This is a genomic window from Pseudoalteromonas rubra (assembly GCF_005887095.1).
Taxonomy (GTDB): domain Bacteria; phylum Pseudomonadota; class Gammaproteobacteria; order Enterobacterales; family Alteromonadaceae; genus Pseudoalteromonas; species Pseudoalteromonas rubra_E.
Genome location: NZ_PNCI01000043.1, coordinates 17,082 through 36,464 on the forward strand (window position 1 = coordinate 17,082; position 19,383 = coordinate 36,464).

Annotated in this window: 18 protein-coding genes; 5 read left to right on the plus strand and 13 right to left on the minus strand. The window is 48.4% G+C overall.

Going from position 1 to position 19,383, the window contains the following annotated elements:
- Nucleotides 1-57: 57 nt before the first annotated feature.
- From CWB99_RS18075 to mioC, 5 genes are all read right to left on the minus strand, one after another.
- Complete coding sequence (locus tag CWB99_RS18075) at nucleotides 58-1,011, minus strand: ParB/RepB/Spo0J family partition protein (RefSeq protein WP_138550147.1); 954 nt, start codon at nucleotides 1,009-1,011, stop codon at nucleotides 58-60.
- A 15-nt stretch (nucleotides 1,012-1,026) separates the two neighbouring features.
- Nucleotides 1,027-1,812 (minus strand): ParA family protein, encoded by a 786-nt coding sequence (locus CWB99_RS18080; protein WP_010384867.1) that lies wholly within the window; start codon nucleotides 1,810-1,812, stop codon nucleotides 1,027-1,029.
- Between the two features lie 14 nt (nucleotides 1,813-1,826).
- Nucleotides 1,827-2,447 (minus strand): 16S rRNA (guanine(527)-N(7))-methyltransferase RsmG, encoded by a 621-nt coding sequence (gene rsmG, locus CWB99_RS18085; protein ID WP_138550146.1) that lies wholly within the window; start codon nucleotides 2,445-2,447, stop codon nucleotides 1,827-1,829.
- Between the two features lie 16 nt (nucleotides 2,448-2,463).
- Nucleotides 2,464-4,353, minus strand: coding sequence for a tRNA uridine-5-carboxymethylaminomethyl(34) synthesis enzyme MnmG (mnmG, locus tag CWB99_RS18090; RefSeq protein WP_138550145.1), 1,890 nt, complete (start codon nucleotides 4,351-4,353; stop codon nucleotides 2,464-2,466).
- 436 nt (nucleotides 4,354-4,789) lie between these two features.
- Nucleotides 4,790-5,236 carry an FMN-binding protein MioC gene (mioC, locus tag CWB99_RS18095; protein WP_138550144.1) on the minus strand — a complete coding sequence of 149 codons (447 nt, stop codon included), beginning with the start codon at nucleotides 5,234-5,236 and terminating at the stop codon, nucleotides 4,790-4,792.
- A 630-nt stretch (nucleotides 5,237-5,866) separates the two neighbouring features.
- On the opposite strand from mioC, the gene CWB99_RS18100 reads away from it, so the two are divergent.
- The gene (locus tag CWB99_RS18100; protein WP_138550143.1) at nucleotides 5,867-6,415 is read left to right on the plus strand and encodes a PKD domain-containing protein; all 549 of its coding nucleotides are present in this window, start codon (nucleotides 5,867-5,869) and stop codon (nucleotides 6,413-6,415) included.
- 43 nt (nucleotides 6,416-6,458) lie between these two features.
- On the opposite strand, the gene mnmE is transcribed toward CWB99_RS18100, so the two are convergent.
- Nucleotides 6,459-7,823, minus strand: coding sequence for a tRNA uridine-5-carboxymethylaminomethyl(34) synthesis GTPase MnmE (gene mnmE / locus CWB99_RS18105; RefSeq protein WP_138550142.1), 1,365 nt, complete (start codon nucleotides 7,821-7,823; stop codon nucleotides 6,459-6,461).
- A 97-nt stretch (nucleotides 7,824-7,920) separates the two neighbouring features.
- Here mnmE and CWB99_RS18110 point away from each other — a divergent pair, with 97 nt between their 5' ends.
- Nucleotides 7,921-10,068, plus strand: coding sequence for a winged helix-turn-helix domain-containing protein (locus CWB99_RS18110; protein WP_138550141.1), 2,148 nt, complete (start codon nucleotides 7,921-7,923; stop codon nucleotides 10,066-10,068).
- Here the strand turns inward: CWB99_RS18110 and CWB99_RS18115 are convergent.
- From CWB99_RS18115 to rpmH, 7 genes are all read right to left on the minus strand, one after another.
- On the minus strand, nucleotides 10,063-10,824 hold the full coding sequence (locus CWB99_RS18115; protein WP_138550140.1) for a TlpA family protein disulfide reductase: 762 nt from the start codon (nucleotides 10,822-10,824) through the stop codon (nucleotides 10,063-10,065). The two genes, CWB99_RS18110 and CWB99_RS18115, sit on opposite strands and share 6 nt — an antisense overlap.
- Nucleotides 10,821-11,282: a TlpA family protein disulfide reductase gene (locus CWB99_RS18120; RefSeq protein WP_249331992.1), complete on the minus strand. Its 462-nt coding sequence runs from the start codon at nucleotides 11,280-11,282 to the stop codon at nucleotides 10,821-10,823. The genes CWB99_RS18115 and CWB99_RS18120 overlap by 4 nt, the downstream gene beginning before the upstream one ends.
- Nucleotides 11,283-11,309: 27 nt before the next feature.
- Complete coding sequence (locus CWB99_RS18125) at nucleotides 11,310-11,981, minus strand: cytochrome c biogenesis protein CcdA (RefSeq protein WP_138550138.1); 672 nt, start codon at nucleotides 11,979-11,981, stop codon at nucleotides 11,310-11,312.
- 213 nt (nucleotides 11,982-12,194) lie between these two features.
- A complete protein-coding gene (gene yidC / locus CWB99_RS18130; RefSeq protein WP_138550137.1) occupies nucleotides 12,195-13,868 on the minus strand; it encodes a membrane protein insertase YidC in 1,674 nt (557 codons plus the stop codon).
- 8 nt (nucleotides 13,869-13,876) lie between these two features.
- Nucleotides 13,877-14,209, minus strand: coding sequence for a membrane protein insertion efficiency factor YidD (gene yidD / locus CWB99_RS18135; protein WP_249331994.1), 333 nt, complete (start codon nucleotides 14,207-14,209; stop codon nucleotides 13,877-13,879).
- A gap of 285 nt (nucleotides 14,210-14,494) precedes the next feature.
- A complete protein-coding gene (gene rnpA / locus CWB99_RS18140) occupies nucleotides 14,495-14,929 on the minus strand; it encodes a ribonuclease P protein component (RefSeq protein ID WP_138550136.1) in 435 nt (144 codons plus the stop codon).
- Between the two features lie 7 nt (nucleotides 14,930-14,936).
- The gene (gene rpmH, locus CWB99_RS18145; protein ID WP_010384852.1) at nucleotides 14,937-15,071 is read right to left on the minus strand and encodes a 50S ribosomal protein L34; all 135 of its coding nucleotides are present in this window, start codon (nucleotides 15,069-15,071) and stop codon (nucleotides 14,937-14,939) included.
- A gap of 677 nt (nucleotides 15,072-15,748) precedes the next feature.
- Between rpmH and dnaA the strand changes: the two genes are divergently transcribed.
- The 3 genes from dnaA to recF are packed head-to-tail and all read left to right on the plus strand — an operon-like array spanning nucleotide 15,749 to nucleotide 19,378.
- Entirely contained in the window at nucleotides 15,749-17,155 is a 1,407-nt protein-coding gene (dnaA, locus tag CWB99_RS18150) for a chromosomal replication initiator protein DnaA (RefSeq protein ID WP_138550135.1), read from the plus strand.
- Nucleotides 17,156-17,164: 9 nt separating this feature from the next.
- A complete protein-coding gene (gene dnaN, locus CWB99_RS18155; RefSeq protein ID WP_138550134.1) occupies nucleotides 17,165-18,268 on the plus strand; it encodes a DNA polymerase III subunit beta in 1,104 nt (367 codons plus the stop codon).
- A gap of 21 nt (nucleotides 18,269-18,289) precedes the next feature.
- Nucleotides 18,290-19,378 (plus strand): DNA replication/repair protein RecF, encoded by a 1,089-nt coding sequence (recF, locus tag CWB99_RS18160; protein ID WP_138550133.1) that lies wholly within the window; start codon nucleotides 18,290-18,292, stop codon nucleotides 19,376-19,378.
- Nucleotides 19,379-19,383: the final 5 nt, after the last annotated feature.

Sequence of the window (19,383 nt, forward strand, 5' to 3'; positions counted from 1 at the left end):
CTTGACGAGACGAAATGTAACGCTTTTCGAGCGCCCATTTCGCCTTAAAAGGTAAGATTACGAGGGTTGTTGAAAATCAGGCTGGATACGCCCCAAAATTCCATCTAATTCATCTAAATTTGCATAAGAAATCACCAGCTTGCCTTTGCCTTTTTGGTTATAATTTATCTCCACTTTGGCTCCCAGGTTCTCTGCCAGCTGTTGCTCAAGCAGTTTAACGTCCGGATCTTTCTCTTTTGCTGGTTTTCGCTCCACAGGCTCCAGCATTGCACGCACCAGTTTCTCGGTCTCGCGTACGGTCAGCCCTTTAGCAACCGCAGTTCTGGCCGCTTCAGATTGCTGCTCACCAGTCAGTGCCAGTAGACAACGCGCATGACCCATTTCAATATCACCATGTTCCAACAAGATTTTTACATCATCATTGAGATTATTGAGACGAAGTAAATTGGTCACAGTGGTACGTGATTTGCCAACGGCGTCAGCAACTTGCTGATGGGTTAGTTCAAACTCGTTCAGTAACCGGTCGAGTGCAACCGCTTCTTCCATGGCGTTTAAATCTTCACGCTGAATGTTCTCAATCAGCGCAATGGCCACTGCGGCTTCATCCGCAACATCTTTGATGATACAGGGCACCACATCCAGCTCAGCAAGCTGCGCAGCGCGCCAGCGTCGTTCACCGGCAATGATTTCGAATTGGTTTTCAGCGACCGGGCGCACCACGATTGGTTGCAATACACCTTGTGCCCGGATCGAACTGGCAAGCTCTTCCAGTGCTTGCTCTGACATATCCTTGCGCGGCTGATACTTGCCACGTTGCAAATACTCGATGGGCAACCGTTGTAATTCCTGATCGGTCACCTCATGGCTTTGCGACGTCTGCTCGGGTTCAACGGCACGCTCGGTGCCCTGGGTTTGTGTGACTTCAGGCTGAGCAGGTTGAGGCGCAGCAGGTTTTGCTGAACTCAACAGGGCATCCAGACCTCGACCCAAACCGCGTTTTTTCACCGACATTATTTTTTCTTCCTCTTAGGCAACAGCAGCTGCTTGTTTTTCCTGACGGCGGAGCATTTCTCCGGCCAATGCCAGATAGGCTTTGGCACCACTGGATGCTCTGTCATAGTACATCGCTGGTGCACCAAAACTCGGCGCTTCTGCCAGACGCACATTGCGTGGGATCACGGTGCGGTAGACTTTTTCACCAAAGTGCTGTTTCAGCTGTTCAGATACATCATTCGCCAGGCGGTTACGTGGATCGTACATAGTACGCAAGATCCCCTCGATCTGTAAATGTGGATTGACCAGCTTAGAAAGCTGCGTGATGGTATCCATCAGCGCCGTTAGTCCTTCCAGTGCATAATACTCACACTGCATAGGCACCATAACAGAGTCAGCCGCCGCCATTGCATTAACCGTCAACATATTCAATGAAGGCGGGCAATCAATAAAAATAAAATCGTACTGGTCCAGCACCGATTCCAGTGCATTACGCAAACGCACTTCGCGAGCGAACAATTCCATCAACTTAACTTCTGCCGCGGTCACATCTCCGTTGGCAGCGATTAAGTGGTATTCGCCGGACGTTTCTTTACTGATCACGTCCTGAATGGGGGTCTCTTCGATCAAAAGATCGTAAATGGTTGCTACTTCGCCATATTTGTCAACACCGCTGCCCATGGTCGCATTGCCTTGTGGATCCAGGTCAATCAGCAGGACCTTGCGTTTGGTCGCAGCCATGGAAGCTGCCAGGTTAACTGCAGTGGTGGTTTTTCCCACACCGCCTTTTTGGTTTGCGATCGCAATGACTCTAGCCACTATGTCCTCGAATACTAGTCTTTTTTCAGAATGATTAAATGACGTTCACCATCCAGCTCGGGGACCTGTAAACTAATATCACGTTCCAGAGTCACACCGGCAGGCAGGCTATCCAGTTCCTGCTGCGGAAACTGACCTTTTAATGCCAGAAAGCGGCTTTCGTCATCGACCAGATGTCCACACCACTGAACCATGTCCTGCAAAGAAGCAAATGCACGGCTCAGTACACCGTCTAATTTAACACTTGGCTGATATTCTTCAACACGAGACTGAACCGGTGTGACGTTTTCCAGTCCAAGCGCATGTTTTACCTGGGTTAAAAAACGTACACGCTTACCGAGGCTGTCGAGTAGAACAAAGTGTGTATCGGGCAGGGCAATGGCCAGTACAATCCCAGGCAATCCTGGTCCGGTACCCACATCAATGTAGTGTTTCCCGCTCAGGTGAGGTGCAACGACTAACGAGTCCATGATGTGCTTGACCATCATTTCCTGCGGATCACGCACTGAGGTCAGGTTGTAGGCTTTATTCCATTTATCGAGCAGCCCGACATAGTCGACGAGCTGCTGCTTTTGCTGTTCAGTTAGCGCGATGTCCGTGTGGGCTAACAGGGCTGTAAGTTGTTCTAATAACACAGTCTTCCGTTTGTTGTTACGCGGACTTGCGCAACAACCCTTGCTTTTTCAGATACACTAATAATAGCGAAATCGCAGCAGGGGTGATACCAGAAATACGAGACGCCTGGCCGATTGTTTGCGGTCTGGCTTCTGAGAGCTTTGCCACCACCTCATTAGACAGGCCACTGACCTGAGCATAATCGAACTCTCCAGGGAGTAAGGTTTCTTCATGACGCAGTTGTTTGTTGATCTCATCCTGCTGACGCGCAATATAGCCCGCGTACTTGGTTTGGATCTCAACCTGTTCCAGTGCCTGAGTATTGTCCTGCTCACTGGCCAGGCCTTCGATCTGCATCAGTTCTTTGTAACTGACTTCCGGACGACGGATCAGATCCTCTAAACTGGCTTCACGGGTTAACGGCGATTTCAGTAATTCATTCACCTGCGAAAGCGCCGGATGATCTTTGTGGATCCAGGTATTGCGCAGTCTTTGCGTTTCCTGTTCCATCACTTCCAGCTTATTGTTGTATGCCGCCCAGCGCTCATCATCAACCAGACCCAGCTCACGGCCTTTTTCAGTCAGGCGCAGATCGGCGTTATCTTCACGCAACAGCAGGCGGTATTCAGCACGGCTGGTAAACATACGGTAGGGTTCTTTGGTCCCTAAAGTAGCCAGGTCGTCGATCAGTACACCTGTGTACGCCTGATCGCGGCGTGGTGTCCAGGCTTCCAAACCTTTTACTTGTAAGGCCGCATTCATACCTGCGATCAGACCTTGTGCACCGGCTTCTTCATATCCGGTGGTACCATTGATCTGGCCAGCAAAGAACAGACCATTAATGAATTTGGTTTCCAGAGATTGTTTCAGGTCACGTGGATCGAAAAAGTCATATTCAATCGCATACCCAGGACGACAAATATGCGCATTTTCAAAGCCCTGGATTGAACGCACAATCTCCAGCTGAATATCAAATGGCAGGCTGGTGGAAATACCGTTCGGATACAATTCGTAGGAAGTCAGCCCTTCAGGCTCAACAAAGATCTGATGTTTTTCTTTATCGGCGAAGCGGACGATCTTGTCTTCAATGGAAGGGCAGTAACGCGGTCCGATCCCTTCAATGACACCGGCATACATTGGCGAGCGGTGCAGATTATCGCGGATCACGTCATGGGTTTTTTCATTGGTATAAGTGATATAGCAAGGGATCTGTTGTGGATGATCCGATGCTTTACCCATAAATGAGAATACCGGCGTTGGTGTATCACCTGGTTGTGCCTGCATCACTGAAAAGTCGACAGTACGCGCATCAATACGTGGCGGTGTACCGGTTTTCAGCCGATCAACACGGAACGGCAATTCACGTAAACGCTGTGCCAGAGCAATCGAGGGTGGATCGCCTGCACGGCCACCTTTAAAGTTCTCCAGACCTATGTGGATCTGACCACCCAGGAAAGTACCGACTGTTAATACTACGGTTTCTGCACTGAAACGCAGCCCCATCTGGGTGACAACCCCTTTAACCTGATCTTGTTCAACGATCAGATCATCACAAGATTGCTGAAAGATCTTCAGGTTATCCTGGTTTTGCAAGATCTCCTGGATCGCCGCTTTATACAGAGCGCGATCCGCCTGAGCACGGGTTGCCCGTACGGCTGGACCTTTGGAAGAGTTCAAAGTACGAAACTGGATCCCGCCTTTGTCGATCGCTTTGGCCATTGCGCCACCCAGAGCATCGATCTCTTTAACCAGATGACCTTTTCCGATCCCGCCGATCGCTGGGTTACAGGACATCTGTCCCAGGGTGTCCATATTGTGTGTTAACAATAAGGTATTCATGCCCATACGTGCTGCAGCCAACGCTGCTTCAGTACCGGCATGACCACCACCAACAACGATAACGTCAAAATGTTCGTGATAAATCATTTACGGGATCCTACTTAAAAACAACCAGCAAATTTCGAAAGGGTGCGTATTCTACCCAGAAAAACGCAGAAGTGAAACGTTTAAATTTTAATCAGAGTAAAAGGATCACTTAATAATATATAAGGATCTTTTTAAAGATCTTTTATTAGATCTTATTATTAGATCAACCCGGATCTGTGAATAACAGCGTATTCCTGATTTGATCCAAAGAGTTAGATCAGATCATATAATGTGAATTAGATCGGATCATCGCGATGAAAAGCTTTGATCAAAGTGGCTATTTATTCACAGGACTAGATCCGATGAAAACTATCCAATGGATAAGTATGCGTAGATCCGCAGTTAGATCAATGGTTATCCACAGTGCGATCTGAGAATGAGCTTTTTTGTGAATAACTTCTGTGTAAAAGATCTCTCACCTGATCGTTAAGCCGGGCTAGCAGGCCTGATCCAGTTGCTGCTTTAATGCTGGCAACCAGGCAATGGCGGCATCTTCCGGTAGTGCTTCATCTTGTACATCTATCTTTAATACTGGTAAAAGCTGCTGTGCGCCTTTGTCTGTCAGTAGCTGCGCACAGTTACTGGCAGCCAGATTAAAGGTGTCATAGCTAGAATCCCCAATACCCACCACAGCAAACTGAATATGGCTCAGATCTTCATGATCAGACAATTGCTCTATAAAAGGCAACAGGTTATCTGGGTAGTCGCCGGCACCATAAGTCGATGTGACCACCAGCCACAAAGAATGCTGACAGGCGCTCAGTTCCGGTTGTTCATGCAGGTGTGTGCTGAATTCGCTGGCATCGAGTTGTTCGGCAAGCTGTTCTGCGACGTATTCTGCGGAGCCCATCTGGCTGCCTATGATGATCTCTATGTTACGCATGAAGCGATGGATCCTGATTACTGATTCTAGACGTATCCGCGACATCTTAATGACCTCTACACAGAAGTAAAGACTTGATCCAAGTTTGGGATAAAAAAATCTAGCACAATTAGTAGTCAATACGCAGAAGTTCAAAGCAAATTTATATTAATCAATGCCTTAATAAAATATTCCAAATGCTAATCCGGTGTGCTTGTTGTGGATAAACCGCGAATATCCTGATGTTTTTTGGGGTTATCAGGCCTTGCGGGAATGGCTGTAAAGGGTCATAGTCAGGACGATTTTTAACTTGTGGATAGATTCTGGTGCAGAAGACGATCTGATCGTCTTTTCATGATAGGAAAGAGGATCTATAAAGTTTGATCTATATAATGAAATAATCTAAAAAATGACGATCTTTTTCACATAACTGACAGGATCGGGTGATTGGCATAGCTGTTTATGTTGTACAGCTGTCTTTAAATGTTGGTGTGATGAAAGTAATTTTGCTCGTCAGAGCACGGGTTGCCACACCAATGTTCCTTTATGAAATACATATTTTGACAGAAATGCGCGGTTTTTCATCAATTACTCACAGTTTGCGCCGTGGCCTCAGCATAACCTAGGCGCAGTTTTCAAAGGAGCAAACGGATGAAATCACTCAACTTGGGCGCTGCACTGATCTGTCTCAGTGTGTTGAGCGCATGTGGCAGTAGTAATGAACGACCGTCTATCACGATTGAGCAACCTCAATTGACTGCGATAGCGACAACTCAGATTACGTTGACAGCTGAGGTCACTGATAAGGATGATAACCTGAAGTCGATTGCGTGGCGTCAGGTTTCCGGACCTGGCAATGCTGTGCTGAGCGTAGCGGGCAATAAGGCACAAAGTATCGGTGTGCAGCTTCCCACTGCTGCGGGTGAGTATACGTTTGAGATCACAGCAACGGATACGTTCGATGTCTATCATAATAAACGCTTCACTGTGATTGTTCAGTCGCTGCAAGAGACTGTTTTTGTGCAACTCGATGACTTATTGCAACAAACCTATGATGCCGATCAAGGCGTGATCCCAGGTATACAGGCCCTGATAGATTTCAATCAGGATAGCTTTTATGAATTCGAGCAAGCTGCCATTGCGCTATTTCACGAACTGGGCTTGAAAGGGGTGGCGCCGCTTACTAAAGAGACTCAGTGACGAAAGGGTGAGACGCACCTTAGCGGTGCGTCCCAGTATTGTATTATTTACCGATACAGAAAGAGCTGAAGATCTTACCGAGCAAGTCGTCGGAGGTGAATTCACCAGTGATCTCATTGAGGTGTTGCTGGGTCAGGCGCAGTTCTTCGGCCAGGATCTCGCCGGCAATGTGCATTTCTAACTGAGTCTGACCAATCTCCAGGTGCTCTGCGGCACGCTCCAACGCGTCGAGGTGACGGCGACGCGCCATAAAGCCGCCTTCGGTTGCACCGGTAAAGCCGATACAGGCCTTAAGGTGTTCACGCAGCAGATCTATACCACTACTGTCTTTGGCACTGAGGCGGATCAGGGCATGACCATGGTCGTGGCTGGTGCCTGTGGGTTCACCACTGAGATCGACCTTGTTGCGGATCACTGTGATGTCCATGCCTTGTGGCAGCTGTTCGATGAATTCCGGCCAGATCCGGGCTGGATCAGTTTCATCAGTTTCGGTGCCGTCGACCATAAATAGCACGTGATCGGCGGCACGGATCTCATCCCAGGCACGTTCAATACCAATTTGCTCGACCTTATCCGGGCTGTCGCGCAGGCCTGCGGTGTCTATGATGTGCAGCGGCATACCATCAATATGGATATGCTCTCTGAGCACATCCCGGGTGGTGCCGGCGATATCGGTCACAATGGCGGCTTCCCGACCTGCCAGCGCATTGAGTAATGAAGACTTACCAGCATTCGGGCGACCCGCGATCACCACTTTCATGCCTTCACGCATGATGCTGCCTTGTTTGGCTTGCTGGCGCACCACGCCCAGCTGTTCTATGATGGCGCTCAAATCGCCAGCCACTTTGCCATCGGAAAGAAAGTCGATTTCTTCATCCGGAAAGTCAATTGCCGCCTCAACATACATGCGCAGATGGATCACCTGTTCCACCAGCGCATTGATGTGCTTTGAAAAGTCTCCCTGCAGAGAATGCAGGGCGCTTTTGGCGGCCTGTTCACTGGTGGCATTGATCAAATCGGCAATGGCTTCGGCCTGGGTTAGATCCAGCTTGTCATTCATAAAGGCTCGCTCGGAGAATTCACCGGGCTTTGCCAGCCGTACACCGTCAATCTGACTGATCTCTTTAAGCAGCATATCCAACACCACCGGACCACCATGGCCTTGCAGCTCCAGCACATCTTCGCCGGTAAAGGAGTTCGGGCCTTTAAAGAACAAGGCGATCCCCTGATCGAGTTGTTCTCCCTGAAGGGTTTGGAATGGCAGATATTCTGCGTAGCGGGTTTTTGGGCATCTGCCGAGAATTGTGTGGGCAACTTGTTCGGCCAGAGTACCTGAAATTCGGATTATGCCGACGCCGCCCCGACCTGGTGCGGTTGCCTGTGCTGCAATGGTGTCTTGTGCGATCATGATGACCCTTGAAAGCAAACTCTAATTAGCGCTAAGTGTACAGCAAACGCGCGCTGTGAGGTATAGTAGAGGCGGTTCAGAGATAAGGATATAGCTTGTGGTGGTATTTGCTCAGTATCGCTTTGACAGCGACAGCTTGGTATTAAAAAAAGATCAGCAAGAGGTGATGCTGCGCCCTAAAGTTGCCCAGTTATTGCAGTATTTATTGGCCCGACCGCTGCAAGTAATATCCCGCGAGGCATTGCTGGAGGCGCTGTGGCAACACGGTGAGTTTCGCGATGCGGCGCTAACGCAAAGTATGGCGGAGCTGCGTCAGGCACTGGGTGATGATGCGCAGCAGCCGAGGTTTATCCGCACCGTACCGCAGCGGGGCTATCAATGGATCTGCCCGCTGACACAGCCAAAGCACAACAAGCACAGGGGGTTATTGATTGCGTTGTTGAGTGCCACCTTGTTGATTGGCGGCGGTGTTATTGCCCAGTTCACTCAAACAGACTCTGCGCCTGTGTCGGCGCAACTTGCTCATCCCGCTTTAACAATTTTGCCTCTGGACAACCAAACCGGGGTCGCCACCAATGCCTGGTGGGGCTATGCGCTGCATGCGGCATTGACGACACGATTGCAATCCGAATACCGTTTGATCCCGGCTGCGCAGTCGACGCAAGAGGATAATAGCAGGCAGGTGGCGCTTACCTTATCACGCCAGCAACAGCGTTATGTGCTGACCATTCATACCGCCCGGCAACAGCAAAAGCTCGTGGTTGAACAGTTGGATATGGGGTTTGATGACGTCGCTGAGCAGATCATTAGGGCACTGGCTTTACTACCCGATGGGCAAAATGCGCCTAAGCCGGAGCAGGTTGCTTCGCAAGACTATTATCGCGGACTACAGGCGCTGGACGAGCAGGGCAACAGACTGGCTAAATCCTATTTTGAGGCAACCCTTATCCAGTATCCGCAGCATCTGGCTGCGCAACTTGAACTGGCGCGCATTGCCTGGCAGCAAGGTGATCTGACTCAGGCAAAAACCTTATTTACAGCGATGGATCTGAATGCTGCAGAGCCTGCCATACGGGTGCGCCATTATCTGTATCAGGCGGAGTTTTATAAAGCCCTGGGCGATTATGCGCAGGCGCAGGGTGCGGTGCAGTTAGGATTGGTACTTGCGCAGCGTCACCAGTTGCTGGAGCAACTGGCCACAGCGTATCAGTTACAGGCCGATCTGTTCTGGCTCACTCAGCAGTGGGATAACTACGCCAGGGCGCTGAATTCAGCATATGCGTTGATCGGCAGCCGTGCTCTGGCGTATCGCGACGCGCAACAGGCTTTTTATCTGGCCAATCCGCCAGCCGTCGGGCCCGAAACCAAGCGATTACTGGATCTGGAACGCAGCAAGCGGGTGCTAGCACAGTCGATAGCTTATTACCGCCAGTCGCCTCGGCGCAATTTACTGGCGCGGGCCTTATTTGCCTATGGGCAGAACTATCTGGTGCCGGTTGCGCAGAGTGAACCGAGCTTGTTAGAAGCGCTGGATATTGCATCGGAACTGGGTGATAACTACTTGCAAAAGCAAATACTCACTTACCTGGGGTTTTACTATATTCAGCTGCATCAGCGCGACAAGGCACAGGCTTATCTGGCACAGGTGGAGCCTGATCCGCAGTTTATTCCTCATTATGAATTACACTGGCTACTGCGCGGTATGGCGATTATGGACGGCGCACTGAATCGGGATGGCGCGCCGGGACTCGCGACTGCCATAGAGACCTTCGAGCAGTTGTTAGGCTGGGAGCAGGTATCCACCCTCACCGCTGCGCATGCCCAGTTGATGCTGGGGTGGAGTCTGATAAAGCGAGATGAACTGGTACGGGCCGACGCGTTAGTGAGAAGCGCACAGGCGGTATATCAGCAGCTCAATCTGGTTGAGACTGAAGGTTATGCCCGTTATACACGTATGTATATTCATTTACGTCGGGGTGAGGCGAAACAGGCACTGACTTTATTGTCTGCACCAGAGCAGGCCAGTCATCTGGAGCTTTTATATGGTGCGGTGGCGGCTTTTCTGGTTCATGATCATGCCTTGTCAAAGCAGTTAAGTGATCAACTGGCCAGACGCCCCAACAGTGCAGCACTGATCAATCAACTTACCTGGATCAGAGCTGCAATAGTGCCGCCATTTGAGTTGGTTACGGCTGTTATCGACAAACCCTACAGCGTGTATTGTCAGAGCAACTGGGCGCTATAAAGGAAAAGGCGGCACCTGATTTGCGCGGTAAATCACCTTGCCTTGCCTGTTTTGCACTACCCAGTAGGGTAAGTCTGTCACTTCAAAACGCCTGAACAGCTGATTGTGGCTGTCAAAAACGATCTCATGATTAACGTTAAAGCGTTGTTGATAGGCACTGACCTGAGTTGGATCCACATAGAACGGTTTGATCACGCTCACCACAGGGTAGTCGATATTGGCTGACAGGCGGTTATTCTGTGCGATCCTGCGCTCGCAATTCGGGATATGCTGAAACGGACACAGGCTGTCGCTGAAGAACAATACCCGAAAGCCCGCACCCGGTCGGGTGGGATCAAAGGGTTGTCCGGACAAGGTTTGAAGCGCTTTATCCTGAGCGGGCAGGTCTGAGTGTGCCACTGTTGGGAGCTTGCTTAGCACCTCCCGTTGGCGCACTTGGTTACCCTCAACCACCAGCCGATAAGGGGTTTGTCTCACGCCATAGCGGATCGCCAGCTGATTGTATGTGTCTATTTGCAGACCGTCATAGACAGGGAAAAGCGCAGTAAACTGATCCACACTGGGTTTATCTATGTTGATGTCCGGGTGAAGGAAGCGGCGCTCGATATTGGGGTGTGGCTCGGGTAAGGGGGTTTGCTGCGCGTACTCATCCCAGAGGGTAATAAAGATATACTCAACCGGGGCTGCGATTGACTGTTGGCTGAGCAAAAGTACAGACAGGCTCAGTAATAGGGTGATCGGGTTTTGTAACTTCATAGTTTGCCTCCTGTCAGTGTCGCCAGGTGTTGTCTGAGCTCATCGGTGAACAGGGCGCTGCGGTAAATCTCTGTACCACTGGCATCAAGCAAAATATGCTGAGGTGTGCCGGTTACTAGGTACTGGCGGGTAATGCTACCTGTTGCATCAAACACCGTGGGAAACTGATAGCCATAGCGGTTTAAATAGGTTTTTACGCCCTCTACGGTCTGATTAAAGCCCACATTGACGGCGATGACCTGATAACTTTCCTGGCTGTTTTCGAAGGCCTGCTGGAGCAGGGGCATCTCTTCTACACAATAGGCGCACCAGGTGGCCCAGAATTTAAGGTAAGTGACTTTGCCACTGCTTGAGATTGGCTGATCGGCCACTGTCCTGGCCTGCAAAGGGGGGTAAGGTTTTGCCGAGGCCGTGGCCGATAGTGCCAGTAGCACGATGCCTGTGAGGTATGTCTTCATAATCGTCTCCATAATGGTCTCCTTGCGTTATAGCCAGCTTTTGCCGGCCTGAATAAGAAAATATTGCGCCATGATGAGCAGTAACAGCGCACTGATAGTGGGCACGTGATTGAGCCAGGCGCCAGCGCGAGGCAAACGTGTCACAAATTGACTGCTCAGTCCGGCCAGCAACAGTAGGGTGCTCATACCCAGCGCAAAGCTGAATAACAGCAGCGCACCAAATATCGGCTGCCCGCTGGTGGCCACAAACAGCAGCAAGCCGCCGAGCACTGGAGAAGTGCAAGGTGCTGCCACCAGTGCACTGGTCATGCCCATCAGCAGCGCCCCCTGCGAGCTCTGAAATGCAGGGCCCGGTAAGCGCGGGAAAGTCAGCCAGCCTTTATTGACCAGGGCCAGATACATGAGCAGATTGGCAAAACCAACTTGTACCCAGGGGTTGGAGGCCACTACCCCAAACAGGCTGCCACTGTAAGCGGCAACGCCACCCAGCAGGGCATAGACAGCAGCAAAGCCAAGGCAATACTGCAGCGGTGCCAATGCCTGGGTGCGGTATCTGGTCAGTGAAGCCAGGGTAATGGGCAGCAGAGGATATACGCAGGGCGTAAAGCTGGTCAGTACACCGCTGAATAAGGCCAGCGGTAACAGCCACCAGCTGAGGTGCGATGTGTTTAATGCGTCTAACAGAGGGGGTTCCAACATACAGTGCTCGCTAAGTTGTTAAGATGCTGAGCAGCGTGCTACATGGACCTCAACCTGCCTATCAAAGTGGCATAAAATCCACCTCAAATTTTATCAAAACGTTGATTTTAATGGTTAAGCTGAGACTGTGAGACCGATATGCCGTTGTGTGGTAATCGCAGACATAAAAAAACGGCCCGCGATGGACCGTTTCTTGTTTATCTATATTCGGTATTAACCGCGGACCTTCATGCCCTTTTTCTCCATGCCACGATAGATATAAAGCATCTGGGCAATTGAGATCAGGTTAGAGACCAGCCAGTACAGTACCAGACCAGACGGGAACCAGATAAAGAACACAGAGAAGATAACCGGCATCCAGGTCATCATCTTCTGTTGCATAGGATCCGTCACTGTCATAGGTTGCAGCTTCTGAGTCAGGAACATACTGGCACCAAACAGGATAGGCAGCACGTAGTAAGGGTCTTTTGAAGACAGGTCAGTCAGCCACAGCATAAACTCGGCATGGCGCAGCTCTGTAGATTCCAGGAATACATAGAATAGTGCCAGGAAGATAGGCATTTGTAGTAACAGCGGGAAGCAGCCACCCATAGGGTTTACTTTTTCCTTGCGGTACATCTCCATCATTGCCTGACCGAATTTCTGGCGATCATCACCATAGCGCTCTTTCAGTGCCTGCATTTTTGGTTGCAGCATACGCATTTTCGCCATTGAGGTATACTGCGCTTTGGTGAGTGGGTAAAGGAGTGACTTAACAATAATGGTGATAGCAATGATGGCCAAGCCCCAGTTGCCCAGCCCACCAATATTGATGTCAAACAGACCAAAGAATGATCCTTCACCAGAGTACAAAAACTTCAGCAGCTCTAGCAAAGGCTGCGAGATAAACCATAACCAACCGTAGTCAACGGTCAGGTCGAGATCTTTTTGCAGCGCTTCCAGCGCATCAGTGTCTTTTGGACCCATGTAGTAAGTGGCGGTGAGCTGTGCAGTGCCATTGGCCTGAATATTAGTTGCTTCACCTTTTACACCTATGATGCTGTTGTTATTGCGCAGTGAGCTGTAAATGGTGTTGTTCTTTTCCTGACCTGGTACCCAGGCACTCACAAAGTAGTGCTGGATAAAGGCAACGTAACCACCCTGAGTATTTTTGTTCAGGTTAGCATCGGCCATATCAGAGAAAGAGTATTTCTCATAAGGCTCTTCACTGGTGCCATAGGCTGCGCCCAGATAAGTCTGGTCAACCATGCTGCCTTTTTCCTGAACCGTGCGCTTGATTTGGGTATACAGTTGCACCTGAACTGGATCAGTAGTTGGGTTTGTCACATCGTATTCCAGTGCCACATCATACTGGCCCGGCTTGAATACAAAGGTTTTGCTGAACTGTACGCCTTTGCTGTCAACAAAAGTCAGCGGCACACGTAGCTCATCACCGCTTAATGTGTAGTTGGTTTGTTCGCTTTGATAGACCGGGCGACCCTGGCTTGATGCATCCGGGCCATTCAGGCCAATCAAACCGCTCTGTGCAAAGTATTCTTTCCCCTCGAACTCACCCAATAACAGGTAAGGCTGGTCGCTGCCATGGGTTTCGGCGTGTTGTAGCAATTTCGCCTCAACAATGTCACCACCTCGGGTGTCGATTTTTACTGCCAGTACATCGGTGGTTACCGAAATGACTGAGCGAGTAGCCACAGTGGCCTGCATTGGCACATCAGCCTGACTGGAAGCCGGTACATCGGCCTGGTCATTGTTTGCGGGGCCGGCCACTTGTTGTGTGACGGCACTGGTATCAGCATTGGCTGCGGTTTGTTCCTTTGACCACTCTGTAAAGAGTAAAAAGGTAACCAGCAGCAAGCCGATAAATAAAAACGTGCGTTGCGATTCCATAACAGCTCTTATTTCTCGTGTTGTTTATCTTGCGTTGATTTAGCAGGCACGGGATCAGACCCGCCTGCACTTAAAGGGTGACATTTTAATATGCGTTTAAGCGCTAACCAACTCCCTTTTGCAATTCCATGTAAATTAATTGCCTGAATTGCATAATGAGAGCAGGTTGGATTAAAGCGACAGTGTGGTCCCAGTAGCGGACTAATAAAGCGCTGATAAAAACGGATCACACCTAATAGCAGTGTTTTGGTCAATCTCTGGCATAGCGACAATGGCCACTGGATCCACGTTTTGCAACGCTGCACCAGGCGCGATGATACTGTGGAAGGGGAGTGATTCATGATGATGCCGTCAGACTGATAACCAACCACCGAAAAAATAGGGAAGTTGGCGATTAAAAGGTGAGCTAACTTTACCTTATCGGGGTCAAAATAGCCATTGAGCCCTATGCGATTTTAGCGAATTCACAGTCAGTTGAACTCGATTTATTGTCTATTGCGCTGGTTTATGATGCAAATGAATAACGTGCTGTAGTGCCAAGTGAGCGTGTACGTTGCACGGCAAACACTGTGCAGACTTAGAGCGTGCAGGCACGTCAAATCAACATACGTTTACTTGCTATGATGTTAAGACTGTTTGGGATTACGTTGTTTAGACGCCGGGCGCTTTTTATTGTGGCGTTTATGAGCTGGAGGTTTAGGCGCACCTGGTTTACAACGCTCGTTTACTTTGCGCCATAATTTTGCCAATTGCTTGCTGAGTTCTTCATTTGTTTGTTCATCAACACCGGTTTTAACCATCAACACGATATCAATGTTATCCAGCTTATGACGGTTTAAACGAAAGCTTTCACGGGCAAGGCGTTTAATGCGATTACGTTGGCAGGCTTTTTTACAACGTTTTTTAGCGACAGTGAGTCCCAGACGTGGGTGTCCAACATCATTGGGTTTAGCTAACAAAGTAAAATAGGGAGTTGCTGCGCGAGCGGGTTCGTTAAATACTCGGGAGTAATGCGAGGGAGTTAACAGACGTAACTCCCTGCTGAAGCTAAAGTCTTCCACTTATATATTAAGCAGAAAGTACTTTACGGCCTCTAGCACGACGACGCGCTAGTACTTTACGGCCATTCTTCGTTGCCATACGTGCACGGAAACCGTGAGTACGCTTGCGTTTAAGAACGCTAGGTTGAAAAGTTCTTTTCATAACTAATCCATCCGATCGGTTAAAGTTTAAAACATCCTATGCAGGTCGCGATCCTGGCACAGGTGCCATTGCGAGCGCGAGATATTAATGCCGCAACGTAGGAAAGTCAATCATAATCGCGCCATCAAGCATAGATTTTAGCCAGAAATAACAAAAAACGGTCATTCGCTCTGCTATCCCCCGAAATAAACAGGCCACATTATACCTATATAAAGAATAGAGTGGGATCTAAATCCTGAAATAAGCGATCCGGCAGTGTATTTTGATCGGATCTGATCGGTGCATGTGTGTGATCAACTCAGATCGGATCAATGCTGGGTTTTCCACATGACCTGGGTGAAAAGTGGCAACATCCTCTGGAAAACTTAAAATGATCGAGTTTTTTTGATGAGATCTTGGCGTATTTTTGCTAAGATCAGTAAACAGGGTGAAAAATAAAATATCAATAAAAACAAGCAGGTGCGTTTGTTTCTAGGAAAGATCCTGAATTTTAAAAAAGTCAATATTGATGTTGTGGATAAGATCCCCTCATAATACCCGGCTTCCACCTATGTATTTATGATAATAAACAAGCATTTCCGTCGATCCTTTGGATTAGCTGTGTATAACCTTGTTGGTAAATCTGGCGATATCCTGAGTTTTTATGAACGGGAATATTAACTATTTCGGAGTGCGACGTGTATCTGTCGGTTTGGCAAAGTTGTTTATATGTTTTGCAGGATGAACTGCCTTCTCAGCAGTTCAATATGTGGGTGCGACCACTACAAGCAGAAAGTACCGAAGATACCTTGACCATCTATGCGCCAAATCGATTTGTTTTGGACTGGGTGAGAGAAAAGTATTTAAACCGCATCAGCGAGCTGCTCACAGAGATCTGTGGTGACGAAGCGCCTGAACTGCGATTTGATGTAGGTAGTAAACCTATTGGCGCGGTCAATAATGCGCTGGCCTCAGGTGAGAGTAGTCAGAATACGCAAGCAGGGACGGTGACTAAACCGGCTACATCCCCTGCGGGTACCTCTAGCTCGACTAAAGTGGAGCCTGCCCCAAAATCTGCTGGGGTGAAGTCTAACATCAAAGAAAACTATACCTTTGATAACTTTGTTGAGGGTAAATCGAACCAGCTGGCAAAGGCTGCTGCTACTCAGGTTGCGGATAACCCGGGCTCTGCGTTTAATCCCGTCTTTATATATGGCGGTACAGGTTTAGGTAAAACCCACCTGTTACATGCGGTAGGCAACGGCATCATAGACAAAAAGCCTGATGCCAAGATTGTTTATATGCATTCTGAGCGTTTTGTTCAGGACATGGTTAAAGCGCTACAGAACAATGCCATTGAAGAATTTAAGCGTTACTACCGCAGTGTTGATGCGCTGATGATCGATGATATTCAGTTCTTTGCCAATAAAGAGCGGTCGCAGGAAGAATTCTTTCACACTTTTAATGCCTTATTAGAGGGTAATCAGCAGATCATTCTTACGTCGGACAGATATCCAAAAGAAATTGAAGGGGTTGAAGATCGACTTAAGTCTCGTTTTGGCTGGGGGCTGACGATTGCTATTGAGCCACCCGAATTGGAAACGCGTGTTGCGATTCTAATGAAGAAGGCACAGCAGAGCAATATCAATCTGCCTCATGAAGTGGCCTTTTTTATTGCCAAAAAATTACGCTCTAACGTGCGTGAATTGGAAGGGGCACTGAACCGGGTGATTGCTAATGCGAACTTTACCGGCAGGCCTATTTCCATCGAGTTCGTAAAAGAAGCACTGCGCGATTTGCTCGCACTTCAGGATAAGCTTGTCACAATTGATAATATTCAACGCACTGTCGCCGAGTATTATCGGATCCGTGTATCTGATTTACTGTCTAAGCGTCGGAGTCGATCGGTTGCTCGACCAAGACAAGTGGCGATGGCGTTGTCTAAAGAACTAACCAATCACAGTTTACCTGAAATTGGTGATGCTTTTGGCGGGCGTGATCACACAACCGTGCTACACGCGTGCCGTAAAGTAAAAGCACTGCGAGATGAAAGTCACGAAGTGAAAGAAGATTATCAAAACCTGATCAGAACATTGTCGTCTTAAGGGCCTAGTATGCAAATTACGATTTCAAGAGAACAGTTTTTAAAACCCTTGATGCAGGTCTCGGGTGCCATTGAGCGAAAGCACACACTGCCTATTTTATCCAACGTGTTGGTTGAGGTAAAAGAAGGTGTGTTGTCTATGACTGGCACTGACTTAGAGATTGAACTGGTTGCGAACGTCACGTTGGAAGAGCAGGTTGTAGACGCGAGTATTACTTTGCCTGCAAAAAAACTGCTCGATATCTGTAAGAGTTTGCCGGATGGCTCTTTGCTGCAATTAAGCAGTCAGGAGCATCAATTGCTTTTGACCAGTGGCCAAAGCCGTTTCTCTCTGACAACTTTGGCTGCGGAAGATTTTCCCAATCTTGAACAGTGGGATGGTGAGGTTGAATTTCAGATCACGCGCTTGGAACTACGCCAATTGCTGGAAGCAACACATTTTTCAATGGCCAATCAGGACGTACGATACTATCTGAACGGTATGTCCTTTGAAGTCGACAACAGTGAAATTAAAACGGTTGCGACCGATGGTCACCGTCTGGCAATAGCGCAACATCAGTTATCGGAATCACTTAATACACAACGTCAGTTGATCATCCCGCGTAAAGGTGTTCAAGAGATTATGCGTTTGTTGCCAGCTGACGATGAGCCTTTGACCATTCAATTTGGTAGTAATCATATTCGTATTTTAGATCCAGAGTTTACGTTGACCAGTAAGCTGGTGGATGGACGCTTTCCAGACTATCGTCGTGTGTTACCCCGCGGTGGAGACAAGCTGGTGAATGCGAATCGCGAATGGCTGCGCAGTGCATTTCAGCGTGTATCCATACTGTCGAATGAAAAGTTTCGTGGTGTTCGTCTTAACCTGTCGAATAGCATGTTAAAGATCAGTGCGAACAACCCTGAGCAAGAGCAGGCGGAAGAAACCGTAGAAGTTGAGTATCAGGGGGATGACCTGGAAATTGGCTTTAACGTGTCATATTTGCTGGATGTATTAAATACGCTTAAAACGGAAGATGTGCAGTTTACATTGGCTGATACCAACAGCAGCGCCTTGATTGAAGGGGCAAGCGACGATTCAGCAATGTATGTCGTTATGCCGATGCGCCTTTAGAAGTTAGGTGTGCACTCTTAAATGAGTTTAAATCAAATTAGCCTCAATAATTTTCGTAATATTGAGGCCCTTTCTTTTTCGCCAAGCGATCAGGTCAATATTATTCTCGGTGAGAACGGCAGCGGAAAGACCAGTCTGCTTGAAGCCATTTATTTCCTATCCAATGGACGTTCATTCAGAACCAACAAACACAAGCTTATGATCCGCCATGAGCAGGATAAATGCATCGTTCATGGAAAAAAGCAACTTCATAGCTTGTCTATTCCCATTGGCATTAGCAAAGATCTGCAAGGCGAAACTCAGTTACGGATCCAAGGGCAATCGAGTAGAAAAATTGCAGAGTTGGCGCAGATATTACCAACACAGGTGATTACACCGGAAAGCTATGAATTGTTTTTTGGTGGTCCAAAAGAGCGGAGAAAGTTTCTAGATCTCGGGGTGTTCCACGTGGAACATCAATTTTATAGCGTCTGGAAAAACTTCAATCAGGTACTTAAGCAGCGCAATGCGTTACTCAAAACTAAGCCGCCTCAGTATCAGCTTCAGATACGTACTTGGGACCGAGAGTTTATACGTCTGGCAGAGCAAATAAATATGTTCAGAAAGACGTATATAAGTAGGTTTGAGCGTCATTTTTTTGATAAGATAGGGGATATAAGCCCCATCTTTAAAGGCCTTGAAATGCGTTATGACGCAGGCTGGAAAGGGGATCTGGCTGATGTGCTAAACGCCCAGTTGGAGCGGGATAGCAAGCTTGGCTATACAACTAAGGGGCCGCATAAAGCCGATTTTAATTTTTATGCTAATGGTCACGGGGTTGAAAATATACTGTCTCGGGGTCAGTTAAAGTTAACTCTTTATGCGTTAAAGATTGCACAAAATAACTTAATTGAGGCTGAGACCGAGAAGCAATCCATATTGCTGATCGACGATTTACCTTCGGAGCTAAGCCAGGATACGATGCTCAGCATCGCGCACTTACTTGCAGAATGTCAGTCACAGCTGTTTATTACTGCAATAAACTCCGAAAGTATCCAGGCCATTGTGGAACCCATGAAACGAAATGTTGAGATGTTCCACGTGGAACATGGCCGCTTAATAACAAAATAATTGGA